The organism is Chitinophaga ginsengisoli (assembly GCF_003014595.1).
GTDB classification, from domain to species: Bacteria; Bacteroidota; Bacteroidia; order Chitinophagales; family Chitinophagaceae; genus Chitinophaga; species Chitinophaga ginsengisoli.
In genome coordinates, this window is record NZ_PYGK01000001.1 from 751948 (window position 1) to 778137 (window position 26190).

At 44.9% G+C, this 26190-nt stretch carries 23 protein-coding genes and 2 tRNA genes; 13 read left to right on the forward strand and 12 right to left on the reverse strand.

Going from position 1 to position 26190, the window contains the following annotated elements; genetic code table 11:
* The first annotated feature begins 48 nt into the window (after positions 1 to 48).
* The 3 genes from CLV42_RS03195 to CLV42_RS03205 all read left to right on the forward strand — a co-directional run bounded on the left by CLV42_RS03195 (position 49) and on the right by CLV42_RS03205 (position 2847).
* On the forward strand, positions 49 to 837 hold the full coding sequence (locus tag CLV42_RS03195) for a PhzF family phenazine biosynthesis protein (protein ID WP_106600437.1): 789 nt from the start codon (positions 49 to 51) through the stop codon (positions 835 to 837).
* 321 nt (positions 838 to 1158) lie between these two features.
* Positions 1159 to 1950, forward strand: coding sequence for an ester cyclase (locus tag CLV42_RS03200; RefSeq protein WP_106600438.1), 792 nt, complete (start codon positions 1159 to 1161; stop codon positions 1948 to 1950).
* 108 nt (positions 1951 to 2058) lie between these two features.
* Positions 2059 to 2847, forward strand: a complete 789-nt coding sequence (locus CLV42_RS03205; protein ID WP_106600716.1) for a carbon-nitrogen hydrolase family protein — start codon at positions 2059 to 2061, stop codon at positions 2845 to 2847.
* A gap of 69 nt (positions 2848 to 2916) precedes the next feature.
* Here CLV42_RS03205 and CLV42_RS03210 read toward each other — a convergent pair whose 3' ends face one another.
* The 3 genes from CLV42_RS03210 to CLV42_RS03220 form a co-directional block, all read right to left on the reverse strand.
* On the reverse strand, positions 2917 to 3720 hold the full coding sequence (locus CLV42_RS03210) for a helix-turn-helix domain-containing protein (protein WP_106600439.1): 804 nt from the start codon (positions 3718 to 3720) through the stop codon (positions 2917 to 2919).
* Positions 3721 to 3789: 69 nt separating this feature from the next.
* Entirely contained in the window at positions 3790 to 4599 is an 810-nt protein-coding gene (locus CLV42_RS03215) for an SDR family oxidoreductase (protein WP_106600440.1), read from the reverse strand.
* Between the two features lie 105 nt (positions 4600 to 4704).
* A complete protein-coding gene (locus CLV42_RS03220; protein ID WP_106600717.1) occupies positions 4705 to 5358 on the reverse strand; it encodes an alpha/beta hydrolase family protein in 654 nt (217 codons plus the stop codon).
* A 102-nt stretch (positions 5359 to 5460) separates the two neighbouring features.
* On the opposite strand from CLV42_RS03220, the gene CLV42_RS03225 reads away from it, so the two are divergent.
* Together CLV42_RS03225 and CLV42_RS03230 are read left to right on the forward strand one after the other, a co-directional pair.
* A complete protein-coding gene (locus CLV42_RS03225; RefSeq protein ID WP_106600441.1) occupies positions 5461 to 7320 on the forward strand; it encodes a hypothetical protein in 1860 nt (619 codons plus the stop codon).
* A gap of 226 nt (positions 7321 to 7546) precedes the next feature.
* A complete protein-coding gene (locus CLV42_RS03230; protein WP_245901438.1) occupies positions 7547 to 7681 on the forward strand; it encodes an SDR family NAD(P)-dependent oxidoreductase in 135 nt (44 codons plus the stop codon).
* Between the two features lie 26 nt (positions 7682 to 7707).
* Here the strand turns inward: CLV42_RS03230 and CLV42_RS03235 are convergent, their stop codons facing one another.
* On the reverse strand, positions 7708 to 8667 hold the full coding sequence (locus tag CLV42_RS03235; protein ID WP_106600442.1) for a helix-turn-helix transcriptional regulator: 960 nt from the start codon (positions 8665 to 8667) through the stop codon (positions 7708 to 7710).
* Positions 8668 to 8759: 92 nt separating this feature from the next.
* On the opposite strand from CLV42_RS03235, the gene CLV42_RS03240 reads away from it, so the two are divergent.
* A complete protein-coding gene (locus CLV42_RS03240) occupies positions 8760 to 10475 on the forward strand; it encodes an FAD-dependent monooxygenase (RefSeq protein WP_106600443.1) in 1716 nt (571 codons plus the stop codon).
* Positions 10476 to 10891: 416 nt separating this feature from the next.
* Here CLV42_RS03240 and CLV42_RS03245 read toward each other — a convergent pair whose 3' ends face one another.
* Entirely contained in the window at positions 10892 to 11752 is an 861-nt protein-coding gene (locus CLV42_RS03245; RefSeq protein WP_106600444.1) for an SDR family NAD(P)-dependent oxidoreductase, read from the reverse strand.
* A 69-nt stretch (positions 11753 to 11821) separates the two neighbouring features.
* Here CLV42_RS03245 and CLV42_RS03250 point away from each other — a divergent pair, with 69 nt between their 5' ends.
* Complete coding sequence (locus CLV42_RS03250) at positions 11822 to 12172, forward strand: winged helix-turn-helix transcriptional regulator (protein WP_106600445.1); 351 nt, start codon at positions 11822 to 11824, stop codon at positions 12170 to 12172.
* A gap of 238 nt (positions 12173 to 12410) precedes the next feature.
* On the opposite strand, the gene CLV42_RS03255 is transcribed toward CLV42_RS03250, so the two are convergent.
* The 5 genes from CLV42_RS03255 to CLV42_RS03275 form a co-directional block, all read right to left on the reverse strand.
* A tRNA-Arg gene (locus CLV42_RS03255) sits at positions 12411 to 12482 on the reverse strand.
* A 60-nt stretch (positions 12483 to 12542) separates the two neighbouring features.
* Positions 12543 to 14351: an AMP-dependent synthetase/ligase gene (locus CLV42_RS03260; RefSeq protein ID WP_170117371.1), complete on the reverse strand. Its 1809-nt coding sequence runs from the start codon at positions 14349 to 14351 to the stop codon at positions 12543 to 12545.
* A 69-nt stretch (positions 14352 to 14420) separates the two neighbouring features.
* Entirely contained in the window at positions 14421 to 14711 is a 291-nt protein-coding gene (locus CLV42_RS03265; protein ID WP_106600447.1) for a 2TM domain-containing protein, read from the reverse strand.
* Between the two features lie 371 nt (positions 14712 to 15082).
* Positions 15083 to 16315: an MFS transporter gene (locus CLV42_RS03270; protein WP_106600448.1), complete on the reverse strand. Its 1233-nt coding sequence runs from the start codon at positions 16313 to 16315 to the stop codon at positions 15083 to 15085.
* A 6-nt stretch (positions 16316 to 16321) separates the two neighbouring features.
* On the reverse strand, positions 16322 to 16996 hold the full coding sequence (locus tag CLV42_RS03275) for a FadR/GntR family transcriptional regulator (RefSeq protein ID WP_106600449.1): 675 nt from the start codon (positions 16994 to 16996) through the stop codon (positions 16322 to 16324).
* Between the two features lie 156 nt (positions 16997 to 17152).
* On the opposite strand from CLV42_RS03275, the gene CLV42_RS03280 reads away from it, so the two are divergent.
* The 3 genes from CLV42_RS03280 to CLV42_RS03290 all read left to right on the forward strand — a co-directional run bounded on the left by CLV42_RS03280 (position 17153) and on the right by CLV42_RS03290 (position 18675).
* Positions 17153 to 17803 carry a tetratricopeptide repeat protein gene (locus tag CLV42_RS03280; protein ID WP_106600450.1) on the forward strand — a complete coding sequence of 217 codons (651 nt, stop codon included), beginning with the start codon at positions 17153 to 17155 and terminating at the stop codon, positions 17801 to 17803.
* Positions 17804 to 17943: 140 nt separating this feature from the next.
* Complete coding sequence (locus CLV42_RS03285; protein WP_245901440.1) at positions 17944 to 18519, forward strand: MarC family protein; 576 nt, start codon at positions 17944 to 17946, stop codon at positions 18517 to 18519.
* Positions 18520 to 18603: 84 nt separating this feature from the next.
* A tRNA-Arg gene (locus CLV42_RS03290) sits at positions 18604 to 18675 on the forward strand.
* A gap of 108 nt (positions 18676 to 18783) precedes the next feature.
* Here CLV42_RS03290 and CLV42_RS03295 read toward each other — a convergent pair.
* The gene (locus CLV42_RS03295) at positions 18784 to 19698 is read right to left on the reverse strand and encodes a glycosyltransferase family 2 protein (protein WP_106600451.1); all 915 of its coding nucleotides are present in this window, start codon (positions 19696 to 19698) and stop codon (positions 18784 to 18786) included.
* A 182-nt stretch (positions 19699 to 19880) separates the two neighbouring features.
* Positions 19881 to 20420, reverse strand: coding sequence for an SRPBCC family protein (locus tag CLV42_RS03300; RefSeq protein WP_106600452.1), 540 nt, complete (start codon positions 20418 to 20420; stop codon positions 19881 to 19883).
* Positions 20421 to 20611: 191 nt separating this feature from the next.
* Between CLV42_RS03300 and CLV42_RS03305 the strand changes: the two genes are divergently transcribed.
* From CLV42_RS03305 to CLV42_RS03315, 3 genes are read left to right on the forward strand one after another with little or no spacing between them, the layout of a single operon-like run.
* Entirely contained in the window at positions 20612 to 22081 is a 1470-nt protein-coding gene (locus CLV42_RS03305; protein WP_106600453.1) for a DUF3375 domain-containing protein, read from the forward strand.
* A gap of 14 nt (positions 22082 to 22095) precedes the next feature.
* On the forward strand, positions 22096 to 22689 hold the full coding sequence (locus tag CLV42_RS03310; RefSeq protein WP_106600454.1) for a DUF4194 domain-containing protein: 594 nt from the start codon (positions 22096 to 22098) through the stop codon (positions 22687 to 22689).
* Positions 22690 to 22718: 29 nt separating this feature from the next.
* Complete coding sequence (locus CLV42_RS03315) at positions 22719 to 26120, forward strand: ATP-binding protein (RefSeq protein WP_106600455.1); 3402 nt, start codon at positions 22719 to 22721, stop codon at positions 26118 to 26120.
* Positions 26121 to 26190 lie beyond the last annotated feature (70 nt).

Consider the following 26190-nt stretch of genomic DNA (forward strand, 5'->3'; position numbering starts at 1 on the left):
AGAAAGTCAGCATATGCTGGCTTTCTCTGTTTAAACCCGATACTTGATATGACCGAACTTGACTTATACCAGGTGGATGCTTTTACAGACCACGTTTTTGGTGGAAATCCGGCCTGTGTGGTGCCTCTGGAAACCTGGCTGCCTGATGAGCAGCTATTGCTGCTGGCCAGGGAAAATGCGGTAGCAGAGACGGCTTTTTTCATTCCTGAAGGAGACGGTTTCTCTTTACGCTGGTTCACCCCCGAAATAGAAATGGACCTTTGCGGACATGCCACACTGGCAACGGCACATGTGATAAAGACAATCCTGGGTTACAAAAAGGACAAAATATTGTTTAGCTCTGCCAGTGGTCCGCTGGAGGTCAGCTTTAAGGGTGACCTGTATGTGCTTGACTTCCCTTCCCGGAAACCTGTGGAGGCGGTCCTGCCGGATGTGATCCGCAGGGCTTTGGACAGGCAGCCGTTGGCCGTATTAAAGGCAAGGGATTATGTACTGGTTTATGGGGCTGAAAGTGACATCCGGGATATCCGGATCGACCGGCAGGTGCTGGACCAGATCAACCTGGATCCGGGCGGGGTCATTGTTACAGCTCAGGGGACGGATTGCGACTTTGTTTCCCGCTTTTTTACGCCCCAGGCTTCTATATTGGAAGACCCGGTTACCGGATCTGCTCATTGTTCACTTATTCCCTACTGGAGTGAGCGCTTACAGAAGCAGGAATTAACTGCCCGGCAGCTATCGGAGAGGGTAGGAACGCTTTATTGTACGGATATGGAGGAGCGTGTGCTGATAGCGGGAAATGCGTGTACATATTCCGCAGGAAAATGCTGGATATGACGTTTAGGTAGAATAAACAGAATTAAAAAGGGGCCATATCTGAGCCCCTTTTTCATTGAATCAAACTAGCATGTGAGTTGCATATGACTTGCATCTTCCTCCGTTTAAAAACGGAGGAAGAACGTAGGAATATGCAAGTCATATGCTGGTTGTATGCAACTTATATCCAGGTTAAATAGAGGCCCTGACTTTGCCGTGGAACCACGAAGGGCGCTCGCATATCCCTTTGCCATCCCAAGGTGATGCATATAATGCCTAAATCAATGATTTTTTACAATTCCTGCCCCCCTGCCACTGGTAACTTTGTAAAAACAAAAATCAATGAAAAGCTTACTATACCTGGTGTCGACGGTGTTATTATCACAGATGAGCATCGCCCAGGTTGCAGACAAAAAGGAGGTTAATATGCAAAACAAAGAAGTAATCAGAAAACTCTATGAGGAGGCAATGAACAAAAGAAATATAGCTTTACTTCCCGAGTTGATATCGGCCGATTATGATGGCCCCGATTTTAAACAGGTGGTTACAGGGTTGACGGACGCATTCCCCGACGCACACTGGAAAGTAAAAGATATGGTCGCTGAAGGTAATAAGGTGGTGGTATTTCAGCAATTTCAGGGCACACACCTTGGCACATTCCAGCATATTCCGGCTACGGGAAGAGGCGTAGCAAGTAATGGTGTAGTGGCATATGAATTGAAAGATGGCAAGGTCATTCACAGTGAAACACTGACTGATCGCTTAGGCTTTTTACAAGAACTGGGTGTATTACCCCGCAATATCAATGGTAGTCCGGATAATGTCATTTTCATTGACAGATTCACTGTTCCCAATACTGCTGTAAATGAATTCCTGGAAAGGGTGAAGGTCAACCGCGGTCTTATCAAAACACTGCCTGGCTTTGTCAGAGATGCCGCTTACAGTTATACGGATAATGAAGGGAAATTTGTTTTTGTAACGGTGGCTGTGTGGGGTAATAAGGCCGCATTCGAACAGGCGAGAGAGACGGTACAGGCGTCGTATAAGAAAGAAGGGTTTGATATGCCGGCGATGCTGAAGCGGTTGAATATAACTATTGAAAGAGGGGTTTATAAGGAGTTTATGGCGCAGTAAAGACGGGGGAGGGGTAGCCAGTATCAATTGTTTACAATGTTGCCAGTCGCGTAAAGACCGTAATATTTGGCCGATAAGATTAACTTTGCATCTTACAAAGACTTGCATATGAAAATTGCACTGGCTTCTCCTCCCTTTCCCAAATCCATCAATGACGGAGTATACTGGCTTGAAAAATTAGTAAAAGATGCAGCGGCAGAACAGGCGGAAATTATCTGCTTTCCTGAATCATATCTTCCTGGTTATCCGGGCATGGGATATGAAGCGGAAGATCGCTCTGCCGAAAAGTTGCAGGCTGCATTGAATAAGGTATGTACCATCGCTGCTGAAAATGCTATCGCTATTATCGTCCCGATGGACTGGCATCATGAAGGGAAATTACTGAACGTGGCTTTTGTGGTGGCTGCCAGTGGGGAGGTGTTAGGTTTTCAGTCCAAGAATCAGTTAGATCCTACAGAGGACAACTTTTGGGAAGCAGGAACTGAGCGACAGCTATTTGAAATAAATGGGGTGAAGTTTGGTATCACCATCTGCCATGAAGGATTCCGTTATCCTGAATCTGTCAGATGGTCCGCACAGCGGGACGCTAAGATTGTATTTTTTCCTCACTTCGGAGGAAGCAATACGGAAGGTGTACTGCCTAAAGAATGGGGTAGTAAAGAGAATCCTTATTATGAAAAAGCGATCATGCTGAGAGCGATGGAAAATACCATTTATATGGCCAGCTCCAATTATGCGTCCAGCTATCCTGACGCAGCATCTTCTGTAGTTGCGCCTGATGGTACTTGCATCAAACATGAAGCTTATGGAAGAGTTGGTGTAATAGTAGTTGGTATTGATCCTTCATTGGCAACAGGATTATTAGCGAAGCGATTTAAGAATGCGCTTTATCGTTGATAGTATAACCATTGTTCCAATCTCAGGCATCTGTAATGACATTGGATGAATGGGGCCGTAGTTAAGGCATCAGACCATTGAAGGTGCAATACCGAATGACTTCTTAAAAGCGGAAAAGAAATGTGAGTAGTCGTTAAAGCCGACTTCGAGATATACATCAGTTGGTTTCATTTTCCTTTCTTTTAAAAGCAAATGTGCGGCTTCCAGTTTTTTCTGTATTAACCATTTCCCTGGAGTGGTATGGTATATCTTTTCAAAGTCGCGTTTGAAAGTAGAGATACTACGACCAGTGAGATATGCGAAGTACTGCAGGTCTCCATCATATTGATAATGTTCTTCCATAAAGGCCTGCAGATCTATTTTACCCGGTTCGCTGAAATCAAAAAGCAGGTGTTTCAAATCGGGATTTGCATCCAGGAAAATAAGCACCGCTTCTTTGATCTTTGTTTTCAATAATTCACCAGTGATTTGATTACTATGTTCCAGGTATGGTAATAGCGAATCAATATAGTTTTTGAAAAGTCTGTTAGGGCGCAACAGAAATACATTATCATAATGCTGCGTAGCTGAAATGCTCCGTTGATATGGTGCGGACAGTTCCAGCAGGACATCCTGATCAATACAGATGGATACTGACCGATACTCACCACCTTCAGGAGGTTGCTTTATAAATTTGCTTAGCCTGTTTTTAACTGCAAAGCGGAAGTCACCAGCTTTATAAAGTTGCTTCTTACCACCGAAATGAACCTCTGATACACCAGAAATAATATAATCTATTACGTGCTGGCGAATGAACAACTCGCCATCTACAATCCTTTTGGAAACGCAGGAATAAACGATCTGAGGCAGATTTGGATCTGTTGTATTAGCCATGATATTGGATGTGGTTGAAACAAGGTTATTGCCCTATACCAATAACCTTGTTAAATGAACCGTAATTATTTACTGTCCTAAAAACATTGCTGACATCTCCTGACGGGATATCTCAGGACCCACTTTTAGCCGTCTTTCGTACATACTTTCTGCGTCAGCACCTGCAGTATAATGTACCTGATCCTTTCCATCTGTCACTGCATCGTAGACTATTGCGGCCACTTCTTCAGAGGTTAAGCCACTTGTTGTAGGATCCATCATACCTTTTACAACCTTCATATACCGGTCGAGTAATTCCTTGTAAGGCTCAGTAGTTGAGAGAACTATATTTGACGCAAACGCTGATCTTATAAAACCTGGTGCTACAGTTTTGACACTGATGCCCCATGGCGCCAATTCATAGGTCATTGCCTCGCTGAAGGCCTCTAATCCCCATTTTACGGTATGATATATACTGTCGAACGGGAAGGTAACCAGCCCTGCAATGGAGGTTATATTAACAAACATACCGCTTTTCTTAGTTCTGAAATGGGGTATAAATGCCTGTGTGATCCTGATAGCGCCTAACAAGTTGGTGTCAACCTGTTTTATCAGTTCCTCGTTGCTCACACCTTCCAGGGGGCCTATAATACCATAAGCGGCATTGTTTAATACCACATCTATATTGCCCAGCTTAATAGCCTGTGAAACGGTGGAATTGATCTGTGTAGGATCTGCAATATCCAGTGGTAGAACAGTTACCCTTTCCAGATCGCTGAATTCCTTACCTTTTTCGATATTGCGCATAGTGGCAATCACCTTCCAGCCATGATCGTGAAATAAACGGACCGCTGCTTTTCCGAGACCACTGGAAGTTCCTGTAATGAATATTGTTTTCATGTTGCTTTCGTTTGGTTTTGTGATACAAAGAAAGCGAGGATTGGGCAGGAGGGGATTGTTGTAAAGTTCAAAGAATATGGGTAAAAAGTTCAGGCAGTAAATTGTCTACAGTCTTTTCTCCACCCACTTCTTTGTCTCATCCACCAGTAATGACATCACATCTTTCTTTCCTGCTTTAAAGGAATGATCTGCTCCTTCCAGTTTTACCAGGGTGGCTTTTTTCAGAGAACTACATACACTTTCAATCAGGTCCCAGGTGGCCAGAGTATCTTTTGAGCCCTGCAGGAAAAGCATGGGCATCTTTATTTCCTTCAGATGATCTGCACGCTCTATAGACGGCTTGCCTGCAGGATGGAGTGGAAAGCCATAGAAGACGATACCCGCAACATTATTATCCGAATGGGCAGCTAAGTATTGTGAACTCATTCTCCCACCGAAAGATTTGCCGGAGGCAAATAGCGGTAGTTTAGGGGCTAATTCATGGGCTTTTTTAATAGCAGCCTCTATGGTTGCATGTGCAACAGCTGGAGAGTCAGGCCTGCCTTTTTTGTTTTCAGTAAAGGGGAAATTGAATCGTAAAGTAGCGATGCCTACTTTGGAAAGTGCTTCCGCCAGTGTTTCCATGAAGATATGATCCATGCCGGCTCCTGCTCCATGTGCCAGTGTGAAGATACATTCCGGTTTGGCCGGAGTGATGTATTTGGCGGAGACGGTGCCCACTGTAGGGGAAACTTCCAGTTTGAAGGATTGTGTACTCATGATGAATGCAAAGTTAAATGATATCATGCATGCTTTTATGGAGAGCCCGGATCTAATTGCCAGTTGAATATGCTATTTTGTGAGGATTATAAACCCATCCCTATGCCCAGAGAACATGGTAGTATTCCGGCAACTAATCACTCTACCCGTTCAGCAGCGTATCATACAGGCGCGACCGGTATTGCTATGCCGGCGGTAATACCTTTTCAGAAGATGTCTTTGGATGCTGAAAACCAGCCATTTGTTGATAACAGTGGCCCTGTTGTTCAATTGGTCTTAAGTAAAGAGGAGGCAAGGGCCGGAGTGGGAGCTGCAGTCGACATTAATGAGGGCGGGAAGATAACAAAAGGCGTAATATTTAAGTTTATGGAAGCCTTAAATACTGTGAAAGTGAAAGTAGATGGCGAAAAGAATCTCCGACTAGTATCACTGGATAAGCTTTCTTTCCGGGAGGAAGGAAAAAGGGGCGGCAACAATGAAGATCAGAGGCCTGCGCTGTTAGGTCAGATAGCGGAGTTATGGGGACGTGACGTAGCGCCTCCGGTTGTTGGTAAAATGAATACACTTACTCCCGAAGAACTAAATACTATAGAGGAGCTGCATCGCGGCTTTGAAGGATATCCGCCTAAAACGGATGACAGAACGGTATATATACGGCCCGGAAGTTGGGACGACGGGGAAGGCGTGTTCCTGACAACATTTGGCTCCTCTACCATGACAGGGAGTGCTCAATTATCTGATCGCATGCGAACGGCGAAAAAGGGTGGTATCACTGCAATCCTCCGGGAGAAGAACTCCGCCAGTCATATTATCAATGCCACTATTGAGTTACAGATTGGCAGGCATCACATAGAATACAAGTGGGAGCGTACGACAGGGGAGCAAGCAGCAGAAGAGGAAAGGGTTAGCCGCTGGGACCCTGATTCAGCTGAGGAAAGAGAGAGTGCTGCACAGATCTATCGTCGTTTTGCGCTTGGACAGGCGGATCCCGATAAGGAATATACAAATGAACTGGTTGGGGGAAGTGCTGGCCTGGAGGAAGCTCCAAAATACGCCAGTGTTGAAGCATTTATGGCAGATCGCCATAACCGGGGGCTTTTTAAACCTAAGGCCCTCAGCTATTTCCGTAGATTACCGGAGAATCAGAAATTACTGTTTATAAACCGGAACTTTGCCGGTTCGAAGATAGCAACACAGATACCTCACGAAGAAAACGGAAATGGGATGACAAACCGCGACGTTGTGATGGAAAGTGGTTATGCGGATGTACAGAATGTGTATAGCTATCTTTCGAATAAGATAAATACGGCGGACAAGGAAATGGAGAAGCTCAAAGAAGAGAGCAGGCCTTATGAGACGACGGGAAATATCAAGAAATGGTATCAGAAACAATTTAATGAACTGAAGAAAAAGCTGAGGAGTAAGAAGTTTGGAAACACGGCGATGCCTTCTCAGAGTGTGGGCGGCGATAATTTCAAACTTTTGAGCGTGGAAAGTTTATTCTGGGACCGTTTCATGAGGTTATCTGCTGATGCGCAGATTGAGATGATAGGAGGTGCTACCACTGCCATTCATCAATCAACAAAATCGCCGCTGGAGCAAGCAGCTGCGCTTCATTATGTGCGTAACGAAGGGCAGGAAAATAGAGAACATACAAGTACTGTTAAAATATCGAATGTAACTTTTACTATTGGATCGGGACATGCTTACAGATTCCATCAACAGGGCCTCCATACTCATCCGGGTATCGCGGGAACACAAAAAGAAGTAGAATTTGCCATCATGAACCAGGTGCTGCAAAGGTACTGGGCGAAGTCATTGCCGAGATCTGGTGCTGTGGGAGGGATTGCCGAAAGCGAAAACTTTGTGATGGTGAACGGTGTGAAGATTATTTACCTGGCATGGTCTCCTAATCCGGTGTCTGATGTCATCTATATTCCCGATTATATGGCGGCACCATAAAGCCAAATGATAGAAGAGGCAAAGCCTGTTTGAGAAATTAACTACTTGCCGGACTTCTTTACCCGGATTTACCCATTAAAATTTGAACTTTCACAAGTTTACCTACAAAAGCTGTAGGTCATATGCCTTTAATCCCCCAAAAGAGAATTAGTATACAACTTTCCCGCATTCGTATTAACAGCACCGCCCCCATTCATGTGAAATTTGCAGTATAAATAATCAGAAAATGAAAAAAGTAATCTTAATAACAGGTGCAAGTTCCGGAATGGGTAAAGATGCTGCAAAAAAACTGATCCGGGAAGGGCATACCGTTTGGGGAAATCAAAAAAGCCGCCATCAGAGCAGCTTTTGTTATCGGTAAGGATTACTAACACTGCCCGGTGTTTTCTATCTCAAAAGGCTTTTAGGCGTAACACCAAATTGCTTTTTAAAGGCACGGTGAAAATGCTGAGGATGGGCATATCCCAATTCATAAGCTATTGTGGAGATGTTCTTTTCGCCTTCCAGTATCATCTGCCGGGCGCGTCTTAATCTTTCGTCACACAGAAATCCATAAATACTTTGGTTAAAAACCATTTTGAACTGCTTCTTCAGTTTTAGCTCCGTCAGCCCACTCTGATCAGACAAGGATTTTAGCGAGGGTGGCGTCTCCAGGTTATTTAAAATAAGCTCCTTTACATAATATAATCTTTCCAGATCTGCTTTTCCGATTTCCGGAATTTTCTTAATTGGCCCTGCCAATATTTCAAACTGCCTGCTGAACAATTCCAATATCCGTGAATCAAAATACAATTTCCCGAGACCGGATTGAAGCGGCGAGTCCCAGAAAGTATGTAGCAAGTACTTCAGCCTGTGATCCATACTATTTGCAGGGGCGTGCATTACGAATCGTTCGCCTTTTTCAATTTTATTGGCCAGCGAATGAAATTCCGGAAGGTAATCGCGAAGCAAGTCCGCCATGCGCTCTGGTAACAGGTGAATGCTGAATATGCGATGCCTGCCCGTTGTCATCAACTGATTTGTCTCTGTGCTGTAGGGGTTAAACAGGATATTATGGTAGCCTTTATTATAATGATGTTTGGTTAAAAGTCCGTCATACGTTTGGCTGATATTACCTTCTAACATGAAGTTCATTTCTACAAAGGCGGTGCCGTTATAGTGCGACAAAGGCTGGACTGATTTCTCTGCAATCATGGTGCCATCTACAATACCGGCAGAATCGGTGATAGCCAGTTTAATATGACCCTGCCTGTCCCTGAGCGGAATGTTATATTCATGCATTACACCTCTTGGTATGGCTATCAGCCTTTCTATACTGAACTGCTCAGGCTCTTTTTGTTCTTCCATAGTAAAATGATTGCAGAGATGGTACTAAATAATTCAATATATGCACTTTTCCCATAATTGAAACGGACAACTTTGCATAAAATTACATTGAAATGAACGAGCGTATTTTCAATACACAAACTATAAAAAAGACAAGTGTTTTAATCGTAGGCGGCGGGATCTCTGGCCTGAGTGCTGCATTGTTCCTGCTTAAGCATGATATTGTGCCCATATTGATAGAGCGGCATAAAACCACTTCTATACATCCAAGAGCCCGTGGTTTCGATGTCAGGACCATGGAACTCTACCGCGAACTGCAATTGAGCGAGTCTATACGTAAAGCCGGAGCAGCATTGGCAGCAGCCTGGGGTATTCATACAGGCAGCTCATTGTTTGCCACGCTAAAAAACAAGAAGCCTAAAAAGCAAAAAATAGCTGGCCCGATGCAGATAAAAGGATTGGAAGCACTGACTGCCCAAAGTCCTGAAGCCGGTGCGCGTTGTACCCAGGATATTTCAGAACCTATCTTGCTGGCCGCTGCCAGGGAGCGTGGGGGCGATCTCCGCTTTTATACGGAGCTGGTTTCTTTCCACCAAACCAGGAATTCAGTTGTGGCTGTGATAAGGGATAGAGAGACTGGCCAGGCAGAAACGATTGAAGCCAACTATATGATCGCAGCCGATGGCGCTAAAAGCCGGATACGGGAAACCCTATGCGCAACTACAGTTGGTCGTGGCGTTTTGGGAGACCTGTTAAATGTTTATTTCAAAGCTAATCTGCGTGAATTTGTAGCAGGCAGGGAGTTTAGCATCTTGCGGATAGAGGAACCGGGCCTACGTGGAATGCTCACATCTATCGATAATAGCGACCGTTGGGTTTACCATTTATACTACGACACCGCAAAAGGTGAAAAGCCGGAAGATTTTACGAATGAGAAATTAATTGCTATCCTGCAAAAAGTGATTGGTTTACCCAATGTGACGATCTCCATTATTAGCGTATTGCCCTGGCAACCTACAGTAAAAGCAGTAACTGAAATGCAGCATGGCAGCGTCTTCCTGGCAGGCGATGCTGCTCACATTATGCCTCCATACGGTGGAAAAGGAGCTAATACCGGGATACAGGATGTTCATAACCTGGCCTGGAAACTGGCGTTGGTACTAAAAGGTATTGCAAAAGAATCTCTGTTACATACTTATTCGACCGAACGGCAATCTATCGGCCAATACAATGCAGAGACATCTGGCGAAATGGCCGATGAATATGGACTGATTAAAAAAATAAACAGGAAATGGATGTTTTCCTTCCTGAGCGTGATCGTTGTTAGCAAGCTTGGGTTGAATCAATTATTTCCTAAACTGCCGATGAAAAAATTAGGGTACCTGATGGGCATACCCGATATGATTTATTCGTCTTCGGCTATATGTGCCGGAGATACAGGCAGCCAGTCTAAAAGAACTGATCTGCTAAAAGGACAGCCTGGTACCCGGATACCTCATTTATGGGTAAATTATCAGCAGCAGAAAATATCTACACTTGACTTAATGGGTGAAAGTTTTGTACTACTTACAGGACCGGATAATGATTTATGGAAACAGTTAGCTACACAAATTCAAGATGAGTTTAAAATAGGCATTCCCGTATACAGTATCAGTCCCGATGGTGCGTTGGACTATAAAGAAAAAACTGTCAACAAAGTACTGGATATCACCACGAGCGGTGCCTTATTGATCAGGCCTGATGGATTTGTAGCCTGGAGATGTAAAGAACAAAAAGCTGACTCAGGTAGCAATTTTAAGCGATCCTTATTAAAAATATTGGGCCTGTGATTACAGCGTTCGATTCCTGTATTCCTTATTGGAACTGTAGGAGTTGGCGCCAATCGTTTAATCATAAGATGCTGAATACCGGTTCGTTTGGCGAGCTGTAAATGGGTTCGACGGCGGATTTTGCAGAAAAAAGCATCATTTAAAACAAAAAGCAGATAATGTCCTATTTCAGTTACAATGAGGCATTTACTTAAAAATAAAAGCGAAATGATAGTAATATTATTTCGCTTCTTTCGTAGCCCCGCCAAGCAATTTGTCGAACTATTTACTGGACTTCTTTGCCCGGATTTACCCAATGAAATCTGAATTTCCACAAATCTGATTACAAGTCTTTAAACTTTACCTTTTGTCAAATGTCATAGCAAAGTGCGCTATTCGGCGCATTTTGTTATTATAAACTCGCCACTATACCGTGATTACCGGTGTAAACCGGTTTGCTCCAGACAATAGTTCCAAATGAGGTGTTCGCGCTCCGCCGTGAAATATTTCATGCTTTTCTTAGCCGGTTTCCTATCTACAAAATAATCGCCTGACTTGCCAGGCACATTTTCAGCAGTCGCCAGGTATACTATGGTATCTGCACCCGACTCAGGGCTTTTGAAGAAAGAACGAGCCAGCTTGCTGACAAAATTCAGTATCGGGCCAAGATCACTGCCAACACCAAAACTGGTCGCCACTGCGCCCGGATGAAGCGTATACGCCCTCACATTGGTAATACTATCCCGCTGCAACTGCCCCACCAGGTGCTGAGTATTCCAGATCAGGAATAACTTCGCATTTCCGTATGCCCGCAATGGGTTATACTGTTTTTCCAACTGTATATCGCCAAAATCAGGCTTTGCATTTAACTGGTGAGAATTAGACGCTACATTGATAATGCGGGCATCGTCGCTCTTTACCAGCAAATCCATCAATAAGTGAGTGATCAGGAACGGGGCCAGGACATTGACTGCAAATGTCTTTTCAAAATTCTCCTGGCTGGTCTCCCGGCTTTTACCCATCAGACCGCCCGCATTGTTGATCAGTATATCAATCCTCGAATACCGCTCATGTATATCGGCACACATCCTGCGAATGTCCGCCAGGCTGTAGAGGTCGGCCGTTACCACACTAACCTGATCGTTTCCGCTCTCGGCAATGATCTCCTTCCTTATCACTTCCGTTTTTCCAGGATTTCTTCCATGGACTATTACCTGGTAGCCTCGTTGCGCGAGCGCCAGTGCTGCCGCCTTGCCAATGCCACTGGTAGCACCTGTGATCAGTACCGTTTTTCCCATTCTTACTTTTTTACAAAGCTACCGGTATAATGGTATACTTTTGATGCCAGTTACCTAAAGGATACCAAAATGGCGAAAAAGGAATTAAGCATCGAGCAGAAAATTAAGTATGTACAAGACACACTGTTCGTGATCAGTGGCAAATGGAAACTGCCCATCATGATAGCCATCAATAACGGCAATAATCGCTTTCGCGACATCCAGCGCGCCGTACCCAATATCACTACCCGCGTACTTTCCAAAGAACTCAAAGATCTGGAAGAAAACAGGTTAGTAGTGCGCACTGTGTATGACTCCCTACCCGTTACTGTGAGCTACACGGTCACGCCGTATTGCAAGAGTTTAAAACCAATGGTGGATGAAATGATTAAGTGGGGTGAGAACCACCGTGCAATGTTGAAAAAGATAAAACCTGCGTAATCACTCGTTGCATCGCTGGCAACATAGTGAGCTGCAGGAAAAGGCAATGCAAAAATGTCAGGTACGTGTTATACCACTGGTCGTAGCGAGACACTATGACCTTTTTACAACATATTATAACCTGGCCTGGAGATTCTTCACTCCATGCGTTGCGTTCAGAATGACGGCCTTGATTTGACAAATACCCAAATTCCCAATAACAAAAAAGCTGCCCTAAAGCAGCTTTTTACATTCTCAGTAGCCCGGACAAGAATCGAACTTGTATCTAAAGTTTAGGAAACTTCTATTCTATCCATTGAACTACCGGGCCATAGGGCACGAACCCTAAAGTGGAGTGCAAAAGTAAACGTTTTTTATATATTTCGAGCACTCAGCTCAAAATTTGCCCACTCATGCTACTATTATAAATTTTCTCAATCTGTTGATCGTATTTCTGGGTAATTACTTTCCGCTTTACCTTAAGGGTAGGGGAGAGTTCTCCGTTGGCAATCGTCCATTCCCTGGGCAGCAGTTCAAACTTCTTGATCTGCTCTATGTGACTGAAATACTGGTTATATTTCTCAACGACCTGTTGGTAAAGCTGTTGAATATCATCGTTTTGCAGCAGTTCTTCATGAGAAGAGGAAGGGAGTCCTTTTTTAGCAGCCCAGCTCTCCAGTTGAGGGAAAGAAGGTACGATCAGGGCGCCTGTAAATTTGCGTCCTTCCCCTACCACCATAATCTGCTCAATAAAGGGTGATTCCTTGAATTTATTCTCGATAGGCTGCGGAGCCACGAACTTACCGCCGGAGGTCTTAAAGAGCTCCTTTTTGCGGTCTGTGATCTTCAGGAACTGATTGTTGACGAGTACGCCGATGTCGCCGGTGTGGAACCAGCCATCTTTGATAGCGTCGGCAGTCAGATCGGGGCGTTTGTAGTACCCGAGAGTGATGTTCGGACCTTTGCAGAGGATCTCGCCATCTTCTGCTATTTTAACTTCCACATTGCTGATGAGCGGTCCTACAGTTCCAAACATACGGTCTTTTACATCTACCCGATTCACACTGATCACGGGAGATGTTTCAGTAAGGCCATATCCCTCCAGAATAGGAATATTGGCAGCGGTAAATATTTTTAATAACCTTACCTGGCAGGCAGCAGAACCAACAACAACAGCGTCTATATTACCTCCCAGGGCTTCCCGCCATTTCTTGAAGACAAGTTTATTGGCGATAGACAACTGGAAGTTATACCACCAGCCAAGGGATTTATTGATCTCATATTTCTTGCCCAGTTCTACTGACCAGAAGAAAAGAGCACGTTTGATACCCTTTAATTCCAGCCCTTTGGACATGATCTTTTCATATACTTTTTCCAGTAAGCGCGGCACTGTCGTAAATATGCTGGGCTTCACCTCACGCAGGTTATCGGCGATGGTATCCATGCTTTCTGCATAGTAAATAGGTACTCCTGCAGTAAGGTATACATAAGTCACCATACGTTCGAAAACGTGATTGAGAGGCAGAAAGCTGAGTGCCCTTGCTTCCTGGCTTACCGGCAGATAAGGGATACATGCTGTCACATTACTCATGATATTCCTGTGATTCAGCATAACTCCTTTAGGCGTACCGGTAGTACCTGAAGTATAGATGATGGTAGCCAGTTGTTCAGGATCTATTTTCTCCCGGATAACTTTTATCCTGTCAATATCTTCCTGTTTAGCCATATCGGGGATCTCACTCCAGTGTCGGCAACCTGCAATTTTAGTAAAAGAGAAGATCTCTTTGAGATGGGTTAATTTATGACGTATAGGTGTGATCTTATCAAGCATATCCTGCCCGCTTACGAACAGAATAGAAGCTCCTGAATCATTCAGGATGAACTCCGTTTCATGTTCGCTGATTGTCGGATATAACGGCGCAAGCACAGCACCTGCCTGTTGACAGGCCAGGTCTGTTAGCATCCACTCGGGGCGGTTAGGGGATACTATTGCAATCTTGTCCGAGCCTTCAGGAGTCGTGTCTCCCTGGCCTATGCCAAGTTGCAGCAGCCCTGCACTAAAACGGAGTGTAAGATCGGCTACTTCCTGTGTGCTGTACTTTTTCCAGACATTGTTTTCTTTTCCTACCAGCATGTCTGACTTTGGGAAATTCTTTAGCTGGTGCTCAATGACATCAAATAATCTGCGTGGCTGCTCCATATTGTAGATCTGGCTTACGTTAAATACCTTTTATCAAGGCAGTGGAATTTATGAAAGGTGGATGGGGATTTATATGCCCCTGCGTTGCTTTTCCTCCAATAATTTTTCATACTCTTTTACTGCATCTCCGAATGGATCGCGATGCCAGGCATTAAAGTACTGAAATGCCAGTCCAAGCCCCCAGCCAATTGCAGGCCATACGGGCCATGGCGTACCACCATGTTCATAGGCTCCGGTGGCTAGCCAGAGTCCCCAGAAAAAGGCATTCATAACAAGATAAATAATCAGGGATGTTTTGAATTTCGCCCTTAACCTGGCGATTTTCCAAAGTTGTTCGTCTCGTTGAGAATTTGGTTCCATATGTATAAGATTTAAGCCCCGATTAAATGTAGCGATTTTTCCTGAAAAGTACCAGTCGGCAGAGGGGTAGCAATAAAAAAGAGGAAAAACATTGTCCAGCCTGGAACTGCAATGTTATTTCAGCAGCACTATATAATTTTGGTTAACGACCTGATGGACAGACTGCATAACGCGATACAAAATATTTTTCCCGGCATTCCACGAATCACATATAAACTTATTGCTTAAACTTCATTGCATATACATATTTAAAGATTGTGTCTTAATGGTTATTTAATTGATGAAACCCAGAGCGTTTTATCTAATAATGCACTCACCAGTCCCAGGTGACAAAAGTCCTTTTTTGCCAACAGGGACTGGTGAGCTGGTTTTTATTTTGATTTACCTGCACGTTCCACATCGGGCAACAGACCAGTAAGCAACCCTATTAAAGGCAGATAGGCACATACATCAAATACATAGGCAATGCTGGTTTTGTCGGCCAGTTTTCCCAGTAGCGCAGAACCAATACCTCCCATGCCAAATGCAAGTCCGAAGAACAATCCGGCGATCATACCTACCTTGCCCGGCACCAGTTCCTGTGCATAAACAAGAATAGCAGAAAAGGCAGATGACAGGATCACGCCAATAAATACACTAAGTACGGAGGTCCACAACAGGTTAGCATGTGGCAACAGGAGTGAGAACGGCGCCACACCCAATATCGATATCCAGATCACATACTTGCGTCCTATACGGTCGCCTACCGGACCTCCGATGAAAGTACCTGCAGCAATGGCAAACAGGAAGATGAAGAGATATACTTGTGCACTTGCTACAGACACATGGAACTTATCCATGAGGTAGAAGGTATAGTAGCTGGTCATACTAGCCATGTAGAAGTATTTGGAGAAGATCAGCACCAGCAATATGCTCAGTGCAAAAATGACTTTTCCCCTCGGTAACTGTACATGTATTGCAGCATCCGCACCTTTCGATTTGCTACGGATGCGATGCGTATTGTTTTTATACCATGATCCGATATTGAGCATTACCACTATCGCCAGTAATGCAGCTAATGAGAACCAGCTGATGCTGGACTGTCCTTTCGGTACAATGATCAGCGCTGCGAGTAACGGGCCGAGTGAGCTGCCTGCATTGCCTCCCAGCTGAAAAAGCGATTGCGCCATACCATGCCTGCCGCCGGAGGCCATATAAGCCAGGCGGGAAGCCTCGGGATGGAAGATAGAGGAGCCTACGCCCACCAGCGCAACAGATAATAACACCAGGTAAAAATGGTGCGCCTGGGAAAGGCTGATCAATCCCAGTAAGGTAAAGCCCATACCAATGGCCAATGAATAGGGTTTGGGATTTTTGTCTGTATAAAACCCTACCAGCGGTTGCAGCAGGGACGCCGTAAGCTGATAGGTGAGCGTGATCAGCCCTATCTGACTGAAAGAAAGATGAAGGGAGTCTTTGACGATAGGGTAGATGGCAGGTATCAGTGACTGTATGGTGTCATTGATCAGATGGGAGAAGCTGAGCGCGATCAGAATAGAGAATACGGTATTCTGCGCGGCCTGCTGTGCCTGCGCTTTAGCGGTTTCCTGTATTGTTTTTTCCATGACTTTTTACTTTGCTGGCTCGTCGTTATTATGTTGGGTAATACGTTGTGCCCATTGCCACGCCTTTTGGGCATCCTGGGCAATGATGCTGTTTAAAAGGTGCTTATGCAAATGCTGGGTTTCTCTGAAACTCTCAGCATTTTTAAACTGAGTTATAAAGTGATTTTTCAAGTGGTGCGCCACCGTTTTATAGAGGTCTGTCAGAATACTGTTGCCTGACGACTCTGCAATGGCAACGTGGAAATTGATATCAGCCTCAATGGCGCCGGCTGTATCATCCGCGGCAGCGGTCTCCTTTCTCTTTTTCAGATATACTTCTATTTTCTCAATGTCTTCCGCCGTTCTGTTGACGGCAGCTTTCTGCGCTATCTTCATTTCCAGCAACTGCCGTACTTCATCCAGATCATCTATAGTGGCCCGTTTTATCCGTTGAGGGAAAGGCTCTTCAATACCGGCACTGGCTTCGACGAAGGTACCCAGTCCCTGTTGTACACGTAGTACACCACTGTTGGCCAGTATGCGTACAGCCTCCCGTATGGACGACCGGCCCACGCCGTAAGCCTGCATTAAAGCAGGTTCTGTAGGTAACTTCTCTCCCGGCTTGTAAGTGCCGAGAGATATCTGCTCCTGCAACCGCTGGGCCACTTCGTCGGCAAGGCTATTTCTCTTAATAGACGTCATAAGCTAATCATCATATCATCTGATGATTCAAAGGTAACTAATCTCCTGATATCCCCACATCTTTTTTATTTATCTTTGCGCCTCTTATAAGAAATAAGCTATAAAACGTGCAACTTTGTAAGGGGTTCCACCTGATTTTTAAAACAAGATTCACAAATGAAAGCATTTAACTTTTTTATTCTATATCGTCTGCCATTGGGTATTATCTTCCTGTTAGGTGGTATTGCACTGGGAATAACCATAGGTTGGTGGGAAGCTACTATTCTGCTGCTGATTGGTGTGGTATGTCTGGTTACACACTTCATGTTCGGCCCAATGAGGCTGGTACAGGAAGCGGTTGAAGCCGGTGACATTGATAAGGCGATGGGAATGATGAACAAGATCGCTTTCCCTAAACTGCTCTACAAACCGATCCGCTCTGTGTATTACTTCATGCAGAGTAATATGGCGATGTACAATAAAGACCTGGACAAAGCAGAAGCAACGATCCGCCAGAGTATTAAATCCGGTAGCCCGATGAAGGAATACGAAGGTATGCAGTACTTCCAGCTGGGAACCATCGCTTACCAGAAGAACGACATGAAGGAAGCCGACCAGAACCTCAAGAAAGCAGTGAGAATGGGGCTGCCTGACAAAGAAAATACTGCTGCTGCACTGCTTACCCTGGCTTCCATTGCCATGAGCCGCAGGGACTTTAAAACAGCAAAAGATTACTTCCGCAGGGCTAAGGCACAAAAGCCAACTACCGCACAGATAGTAAGCCAGATAAAAGAAATGGACAAATACATCTCCCGTATGCCCGGTTGATGACCTGCTTATAAAAGAAAAGGCGTCCTGCATAAACGGGACGCCTTTTCTTATTGCTGTAATTATTCGTATCTATGATACTATATTGAAATATGTAATAACCAATTAAACCTTATTTTTGTCCAAAACACACTAATCCTATGTTCGGTTTGTTCAGCTTTGACCAGATTCTGGCTATTACCTTTACGCTTTTTGCAGTTATCGATATTGTGGGATCTATTCCCGTGCTGATATCGCTGAAGGAAAAGTTGGGCCATATCGACTCAGGAAAGGCTACTATCGCCTCAGGCTTCCTGATGGTGCTGTTCCTCCTGGTAGGTAAACCATTCCTGAACCTGCTGAGCGTAGATATTCACTCCTTTGCAGTAGCTGGTTCTATCGTAATCTTTGTGATCGGTCTGGAAATGATCCTGGGGGTGGAGTTTTTCAAAAGCGAGAAAGATACTAAAACAGGCAGCCTGATTCCTATTGCCTTCCCGCTGATAGCCGGTTCCGGTACCCTGACCACCATTATGTCGCTCAAAGCCAACTATGAGGAAGTAAATATATTAGCGGGTATCCTTTTGAACCTGGTGATCATTTACGTCGTACTGCGCTCTCTGAGCTGGATAGAACGCATCCTGGGCAAAGCGGGGTTAATGGTGGTACGTAAGTTTTTTGGCGTGATCCTGCTGGCGATTGCCGTGAAGATCTTCAAGAGCAACCTGAATATGTGATTGAAAATAAGTAGAGGGGCTTTTGTAATTGATCGTTAAATACATTAGTTTTGCCTTCCTTTCCTGGTGAACAGGATGGCTTCAGGCCTCGTAGTACAATGGATAGTATAAGAGTTTCCGAAGCTCCAGATACAGGTTCGATTCCTGTCGAGGCTACTTAAAAAGGACAGTTGGTTTGCCAGCTGTCCTTTCTTATTTATGCTGCGTTAGCATGATATTGTTGATTTCTCCTTCGGATAGACTTCACGTTCTTCCTGGCTCCATTTATGCATGTGGCCTCATTTTGAAGAACATCTTTATGCAAAAGAGAAACTTCCTGAAAGCATTCCGCTTTTTCATTCCCAGGAAATAACGTTGATGCGTGAAGAACAGTTGCATACGTTTAAAGTTGTTCGCAAGAGAATAACTTCCATAACTATCATACAGCTCCTGAAAGATCTTTCTTTCCTTATCCAATGCTGCAGGACATGCATCGCGGAACAGGCTGAATATGGTCCTTGTATCCCTGAGTTTTGCCTGCAGATCAAGTTTCCCACCAGTAATATTGGAACTGTGTTGCCTCCACTGTACAAATGCAGTATTGATGTATTTAATCTCACCATGTAATGTGGCGAAGAACGGCAGCCAGAGGTCATAAGCCGCTTCTCTTGGATAAGGCATGGCTGCAACAGCGATAGCCCTTTTCATGATAAGGGAATGGCCTGCTACGCAGTTGTCTGTGGCAAAATACAGGCAACTGTCAAATGGTGTTTGGTGCTTAAGGTCAGAATGTTTCCACAGCGGCTGCAGATCCTCAGACACCAGCTGGGAATCGCTATAGACCATAGGATGATCGCCTATCGCGTTCATTAACAATGTTGTCTTTTCAGGTTGCCATATATCGTCCTGGTCGGAGAAGGAGATATACTCCCCTGTAGCGAGACTAACTGCTTTTTCGAAATTCCTGGTGTAACCAAGATTGGAAGCATTCCGGAATACACGGATGTGGCTATGTTTAGCAGCATACCTTTCAAGGATTTCAACCGTATTATCCTTACTGCAGTCATCTACAGCTACGATCTCAATATTGGGATAGGTTTGCGCAAGCAGCGAATCCATTTGTGCTTCCAGGAATCTTGCTCCATTGTAGGTAGCCATCACGATCGATACGAGAGGAAGCGGTTTTATTTCGCCAGACATAGAAAAAGAAAAGTACTATTAAAAATAGTCCGGTATGACCCGGTTCAGCGGCGTAAAAGTATTGATATTATTCAGATTTGCATAGAAAACGGCCTGTACTTGGACAACCTCGTCTGTACCGGAATAAAAAAGCGCTGAAGATAGTTGGAGCTATCATCAGCGCTTATATTCAATCAGTTCGATTATTTCTCTAAGTTCGATTTGAGGTTGGTAAGCCCGGTTTGCAGGTCATCACCGATCATTTTTTCAAAATCCATGCATAACAGCATGAGGTTCATCGGATAATTCATATGCCCGTTGAAACCCCATTTTACCTTGGTGGAGGTTGGGGAAACGGCTTCCGTTTGCATATACGCCTGTTCGGTAGATTCAAAGGGTTTATAGAACCGTAATTCAAAATCGATCTTTTCACCTTCAGCGATCTTTTTAATCTCCTGTTCACCTTTACCTACGTCTTTTTTATCGCTGTCCCAGGCTGAAACAAAACCGACAGTACCATCGGTACCTGTATAGGTCTTTTTCATTGCAGGATCCATCATGGCCCATTTACTGTAGTTGTCCTGGTTTTTCAGGAGTTTGATGTAGTCAAAAACTTCCTGTTTAGGTTTATTGATCACTACTTCCCGTTCAACGCCATAACGTTTTTTAGTGAAGGCAGCGAGAATCAATACAATAGCAATCAGAACAACGATGACGAGCAGGATTTTCTTTAATGCTTTCATGTGTGTAGGTTTAAGTTACGTGAAATGGCCTTTTAGGCCTTTTTGATTTGTATCAACAACGTAAAGTAGGAATTGTTTTTAGCATAGTTTGTCTTATTCCTGCCATAACATGCGCCTGATAAGATCCCATTATCCACATCCGTTCTCAAATCCATTTTTTTTCTCCAACTTACAGACCTTTGGGGATTTTTATGAATAAAGACGATCTATATTGGTTAATATCCACCTCGCCAGCTATACAGATGTTGCGGTTGCGTAATACGCACTGGATCTTACCCTTCTTATATGGTGTTTTTAAAGAGGAGAACAGATTTTCAATTTCTGAGGTACAGCTGGTACGCCTGCTGGCCGAAACCCTGGGCCAACAGGACGATGGAACCGAAGACCTGGAAGAAGCAAAGATCAACTTTGGAGAGGATGAGGAAACCCGCGCCCGTAAATATATCCTGAACTGGGTACAGAAAAGGCTCCTGCAGGACCTTCCGGATGCGGAGGGTAATACCCAGTATCAGCTCAGCGCCTACACCGAGAAGGTGTTCCAGTGGATGCAGACCTTACAACTACGCCAGCACGTAGGTACAGAAAGCCGTTTTAAGCTGTTATTCAACTCCTTACGGGATATCGTGGAGAACACAGAAGACGACAGGGCCAAAAAACTCGAAATACTGAAGAACAAACGGGCGGATATCGATAAAGAGATCAAAGCCCTGGAACTGGGTATTGTACCAGACAGGTACAACAACGCCCAGGTGGAAGAACGCCTGGAGTTGTTTACCCGCCTGTGTTATGAGTTGATTAGTGATTTCCGGGAAGTGGAGGATAATTTCAAGGCTATCCACCGTACTATTGTAGAGCAGCATACCAAGGCAGAACAGAGCAAAGGCGCTATTATCGGGTTCGCCTTCGAAGCATATGACTCTTTGCGCAATAGTAACCAGGGTAAGAGCTTTTATGCGTTCTGGGACTTCCTGATATCCCGCGCGGGACAGGAAGAATGGCGGGAGCTCACCGACCAGTTGCTGCACACCATAACGGAAAGAAAGATCAGCGGTGATGAACAATTCCTGCAGAATATCAAATCCATGCTGCTACAGCAGGGCAAAACCGTGTATGATGCCAACGATAAAATGGCAGAAAAGCTCAGCCGTATTATCTCCGAAAAAGAAATAGCCAGACATAGACGCCTGCGGAAGCAGATCAATGGTATCAAGGAATTTGTCTTCGACCTGATTGAAGAAGATGACAATATTGATTGTGGCATTACTTTGGATGATAGTGCTGGCATCCGGATGGTAATGGAAAAGAAACTGGCGCTGGAACAAAAGAAAACAATTGTCGATGTGAAACAGCCGGCAAATGCTACAGAGCAGATCGAAGATGTTACAAGGTTCAGCCGGTTACTCAATACTTCCTTTATCAGCCGGAAACAGCTATGGGAGAAAGTGGAGCATGCACTGAAAGATAAGCAGACGGCTACGCTGAAAGAGGTGCTGGAACATTCTCCGCTGGAGAATGGCCTGGCAGAGATCATCAGTTATTATGATTTCCTGCGGGAGAAAGCCAGCCGTGCATATATCGTGAAAAACACGACAGAGCTGATTCCCCTGAATGCGGAAAAGACAAGATTTGTGGAAGTTCCCTATTTATTATTTGGTAAATAACAGCGCCGACTATTATGAGTACATCTAAAATATTACCTTATGCATCAGTAGTAGTGAAACTGCTGAAAGGCCCTGTGGAATACGTAGAGAAAGGTGCCTGGGAAAAATTGCTGCAATACAAGGTGGAACTGACCGGTTTCCTGCAGCAACTGGGATTGCTCCTCGTACTGGATGAACAGGATGGCTACGCTTTTGTAAAACATGCACTTTCTGAAGATGATGAAGCATATGTAAGCTGGACACAAAGACGTTCTTTCAGCTATGAAGAAAGTATTATGCTGGTATTGCTAAGGGAAATGATGGCTGAATTTGAGATCAGTGAATCCGCATCCCGTGAACTCATCAAGAAACGGCGGGAAATAAAAGAGTACGCAGAGCTCTTCTTTAAGGAAGGCGCCAGCCGTATCAAATTCCTGAAAGAAATAGACAGGTTAATAGATAAAGTAGAAGAAAGCGGTTTCCTGCATAAAATGGAAAACCATGAAATGATAGACGAGCAGAAGTTCAGGATCAGGAAGATCATCAAAGCAAAAGTGGACAGTGAAGCACTGGAAAACTTTCAGCAGCAGTTGATGGCGCATGCCGGAAATGCCGTACCTGCTGAATAACATACCTGTAAAAACCTTTTATTAGCACAATGCAGTTAGACGTTTTTAGTACTGATAATCATAAAAGTGGATTCCGCTTGCAATACATGGAAGTATTCAACTGGGGTACATTTGATGAACATATACATAGTATCAAACCTAATGGTGACACCAGTTTGCTGACAGGTGCCAATGGTAGTGGCAAGACCACTTTCATTGATGCCCTGCTGACACTGATGGTACCGGAAAAGAAATACCGTTTTTATAACCAGAGTAGTGGTAGTGAGAAGAAGGGCGACAGAACAGAAGATTCCTATGTACTGGGTGGATATGGCATGGTCAATAACGAAGCGACTGGCATCACCAAAACTCTTTACCTGAGAGAAAGCAAGGAAGACGCCTACAGCATCCTGCTGGCCAACTTTGCAAATGAATCTGATCAGGCAGTGACGCTCTTCCAGGTGAGATATTTTGTGAACGGAGATATGCGTAAGATCTTCGGTGTGGCCCATCGTGCTATGCACATTGCTGATGATTTCAGCCCCTTTGACCTGGGCGGTAACTGGAAACGCCGTATCGACCAGTTATACAACAGGGGCGGTCGCAGGCAGGTGGAATGGTTCGACGCTGCCAGCAAATACGCACAACGTATGGTGGATGCCCTGGGTATGCAAAGCATACAGGCATTACAGCTGTTCAACCAGACAGTGGGTATCAAGGTATTGGGGAACCTGGATGACTTCATCCGCACCAATATGCTGGAGCCGCGCAATATGGAAGAACAGTTCCAGGATCTCAAGAAACACCTCACTACCTTGCTGGACGCTCAGCGTAATATAGAAAAAGCAGAAGAGCAGATCCGCCTGCTGGAGCCTGTGAGGGAACATTATGAGAACTTCTCTTCCTATCAGACTACCATCACCCAGCTGAGACAGGAGTTAAATACTGCTACGATCTGGAACAGCTTTACACGGAATCAGCTGCTGACACAGGCACTGCTGGAACGCCGGCAGGAAGTACAGACACTCCGGAAGAAAATAGAAGAGGCGAAGATCAACATGGCTGACTTGCTGGAACAGGAACGTACTACCCTGAACCTCCTGGAACAGAATAAAGCAGGACAGCGTCTGCAGCAACTGGAAAAAGAGATCCAGGACCTGGAGCGGAAACGCGAGGAAACAGAAGAGAACCTGAAAGACTTTTCCGCCTGGTGTGATACTTTGCACCTGAAGGAAAATGACCTGAATGATGAAGCAACCTATCAGCGGATACTGAAGGAAGTACATCGTACTTCCCTGAAACTGGAAACAGAACAGCGCCTCAATGAAGAAGATGAGTATAGCGCCAAAAGGGTGAAAGAACGTGCGGAGGGTGAAAAAGAAACCCTGGAAAAGGAGATAGAGATGCTGCATCAGTCACGCAACAACATCCCCTCCCACCTGGTTGCATTACGTAAAGAGATCTGTAACAACCTGAAGATCGATGTGAGCGAGATCCTGTTTGCCGGGGAACTGATACAGGTGAAGGCAGAGGAAATTGAATGGCAGCCTGCCCTCGAAAAACTACTGCACTCTTTCTCGCTGCGTCTGTTGGTGCCAGAGAAACATTACAAGAAGGTAACTTCTTATGTAAACAATAACAACCTGCGTACACGCCTGATATATTATCAGATCAAGGAATCTGCTTTGACGCTGTATCCTGAAGATGATACCGTATATCACAAACTTGATTTCCATCCTGATCATAAATTGAGTCCCTGGGTACAGCAACAGATCATCCAGCAGTTCAGCTATGTGTGTGTGAATGATGAGAAAGCGCTGCAACGCCACGATATGGCGATCACTGTGGAAGGACTGATCAAGAACCGTGACAGGCACGAGAAAGACGACAGGAGTAACAGTAATGATGCTTCCCGTTATGTAATGGGTTGGAACAACGAGCGTAAAAAAGATGCACTGATCTCCAAAAGGAATAAGCTGAATGAAGCGATCACTGCATCCAACGAGATCCTGCAGACCTGCAAGTCAAGATCCGGCCGTTTACAGAAACAGTTCTATGCAATAGGACGTTTGAAAGAACATAAAGGATTCGACGAGATCAATGTCGCTAAGATCCAGAAGAGTATTCGTAAAGCGCAGGAGCAGATAGGCTCACTGACAGATGAAAACCAGGAACTGGATGCATTGAAACAACAATTGTTGGATATTGAAAGGCAGAAGGAAGATAACGGGGAGGCACAGGCAATGCTGATCAGAAATGAGGCACTGGAACAGCGGAACATCGCCGATATGGAAGAAGAGCAACAGGCGATGCAACACTTGTTACAGCACATTACAGAAGCTGATAAGGATGAACTGCTGAACTTCCAGCAGCAGCATAGTCACCTGTTAGGTAACGTGACATTGGAGAACATCGCTGCTATTTATAAATCTCTCCGTGAGAACAAGGAGCAGGACCTCAAGCTGTCAGAAGATGCCCGTCATAAGGAAGAGGTGATGCTGAACAGAAGTATCAATCGTCTGAAGAGCCCTTCTGCCGAAGTCATACAGAAGTTCCCGGACTGGATAGCGGATGTACAGGCCTTCTCCGATGATGCAGTGCATGCTACAGAATATATCGAATGGCTGAATAAACTGACGAACGATAACCTGCCAGGATTCAAGAAGGACTTCGAAAGTTATATCAACGTTACCATCACTTATAAGATCGGTGGACTGAATGAGGAAATGGAGAAGTGGGAGCGTGATATCTCCAATACGATCCAGAAGCTGAACCATTCCCTGAGTGGTATCAACTTCAACCGCCTGCCGGATACCTATATCCAGCTGGTGAAAAGACCGGTCGCTTCCGGTTCTGAAGCAAGGGAGTTCAAGGGGCGTTTGCTGGATGCTTTACCACAGGCGGCCAACTGGCAGCAGAGCAGCTTTGAAGAGAAAGCACAGCATTTCCGGGAAAAGGTAATGCCACTTATTGCTGCATTGGATGAGAGTGAAGCATATCGCCACCGCGTGCTGGATGCCCGTAACTGGTTTGAGTTCTGGGCAGATGAACGCTTCAGGGAAACGAATGAATCCAAGAAGATATACAGGCAGATGGGACAGTTGTCGGGTGGTGAAAAAGCACAGCTGACATATACCATCCTGTGTAGTGCTATTGCTTACCAGTTTGGTATCACCCGGGAAGGAAAGAATGCGCGTAGCCTGCGGTTCATTGCGGTGGATGAGAGTTTCAGTAACCAGGATGAGGAGAAAGCAACTTACCTGATGGAGCTTTGTAAACAGTTACACCTGCAATTGCTCGTGGTTACGCCGAGCGATAAGATCCAGATCGTACAGCATTTCATTGCACATGTGCACCTGGTGCAGCGTGTGAATGGGCGTCACAGCGTGTTGTATAATATGACTGTGAAAGAATTGCAGAACAAGATGGAGGGTACCGGCGTCGCGGTCTAGTATACGGGGCTATACATTTTTAACTCCGTCAGCCATCCTTTTAAAAGGAGCGCTGACGGAGTTTTTATTT

Bases quoted from the DNA above. Each gene is read 5' to 3' on its own strand.
- CLV42_RS03285 (WP_245901440.1), top strand. From the start codon at position 17,944: ATGTTCGGTTTGTTCAGCTTTGACCAGATTCTGGCTATTACCTTTACG.
- CLV42_RS03195 (WP_106600437.1), top strand. From the start codon at position 49: ATGACCGAACTTGACTTATACCAGGTGGATGCTTTTACAGACCACGTT.
- CLV42_RS03225 (WP_106600441.1), top strand. From the start codon at position 5,461: ATGCCCAGAGAACATGGTAGTATTCCGGCAACTAATCACTCTACCCGT.
- CLV42_RS03250 (WP_106600445.1), top strand. From the start codon at position 11,822: ATGGCGAAAAAGGAATTAAGCATCGAGCAGAAAATTAAGTATGTACAA.
- CLV42_RS03235 (WP_106600442.1), bottom strand. From the start codon at position 8,667: ATGGAAGAACAAAAAGAGCCTGAGCAGTTCAGTATAGAAAGGCTGATA.
- CLV42_RS03305 (WP_106600453.1), top strand. From the start codon at position 20,612: ATGAATAAAGACGATCTATATTGGTTAATATCCACCTCGCCAGCTATA.
- CLV42_RS03245 (WP_106600444.1), bottom strand. From the start codon at position 11,752: ATGGGAAAAACGGTACTGATCACAGGTGCTACCAGTGGCATTGGCAAG.
- CLV42_RS03210 (WP_106600439.1), bottom strand. From the start codon at position 3,720: ATGGCTAATACAACAGATCCAAATCTGCCTCAGATCGTTTATTCCTGC.
- CLV42_RS03240 (WP_106600443.1), top strand. From the start codon at position 8,760: ATGAACGAGCGTATTTTCAATACACAAACTATAAAAAAGACAAGTGTT.
- CLV42_RS03220 (WP_106600717.1), bottom strand. From the start codon at position 5,358: ATGAGTACACAATCCTTCAAACTGGAAGTTTCCCCTACAGTGGGCACC.
- CLV42_RS03310 (WP_106600454.1), top strand. From the start codon at position 22,096: ATGAGTACATCTAAAATATTACCTTATGCATCAGTAGTAGTGAAACTG.
- CLV42_RS03315 (WP_106600455.1), top strand. From the start codon at position 22,719: ATGCAGTTAGACGTTTTTAGTACTGATAATCATAAAAGTGGATTCCGC.
- CLV42_RS03280 (WP_106600450.1), top strand. From the start codon at position 17,153: ATGAAAGCATTTAACTTTTTTATTCTATATCGTCTGCCATTGGGTATT.
- CLV42_RS03275 (WP_106600449.1), bottom strand. From the start codon at position 16,996: ATGACGTCTATTAAGAGAAATAGCCTTGCCGACGAAGTGGCCCAGCGG.
- CLV42_RS03230 (WP_245901438.1), top strand. From the start codon at position 7,547: ATGAAAAAAGTAATCTTAATAACAGGTGCAAGTTCCGGAATGGGTAAA.
- CLV42_RS03265 (WP_106600447.1), bottom strand. From the start codon at position 14,711: ATGGAACCAAATTCTCAACGAGACGAACAACTTTGGAAAATCGCCAGG.
- CLV42_RS03300 (WP_106600452.1), bottom strand. From the start codon at position 20,420: ATGAAAGCATTAAAGAAAATCCTGCTCGTCATCGTTGTTCTGATTGCT.
- CLV42_RS03270 (WP_106600448.1), bottom strand. From the start codon at position 16,315: ATGGAAAAAACAATACAGGAAACCGCTAAAGCGCAGGCACAGCAGGCC.
- CLV42_RS03215 (WP_106600440.1), bottom strand. From the start codon at position 4,599: ATGAAAACAATATTCATTACAGGAACTTCCAGTGGTCTCGGAAAAGCA.
- CLV42_RS03205 (WP_106600716.1), top strand. From the start codon at position 2,059: ATGAAAATTGCACTGGCTTCTCCTCCCTTTCCCAAATCCATCAATGAC.
- CLV42_RS03200 (WP_106600438.1), top strand. From the start codon at position 1,159: ATGAAAAGCTTACTATACCTGGTGTCGACGGTGTTATTATCACAGATG.
- CLV42_RS03260 (WP_170117371.1), bottom strand. From the start codon at position 14,351: ATGGAGCAGCCACGCAGATTATTTGATGTCATTGAGCACCAGCTAAAG.
- CLV42_RS03295 (WP_106600451.1), bottom strand. From the start codon at position 19,698: ATGTCTGGCGAAATAAAACCGCTTCCTCTCGTATCGATCGTGATGGCT.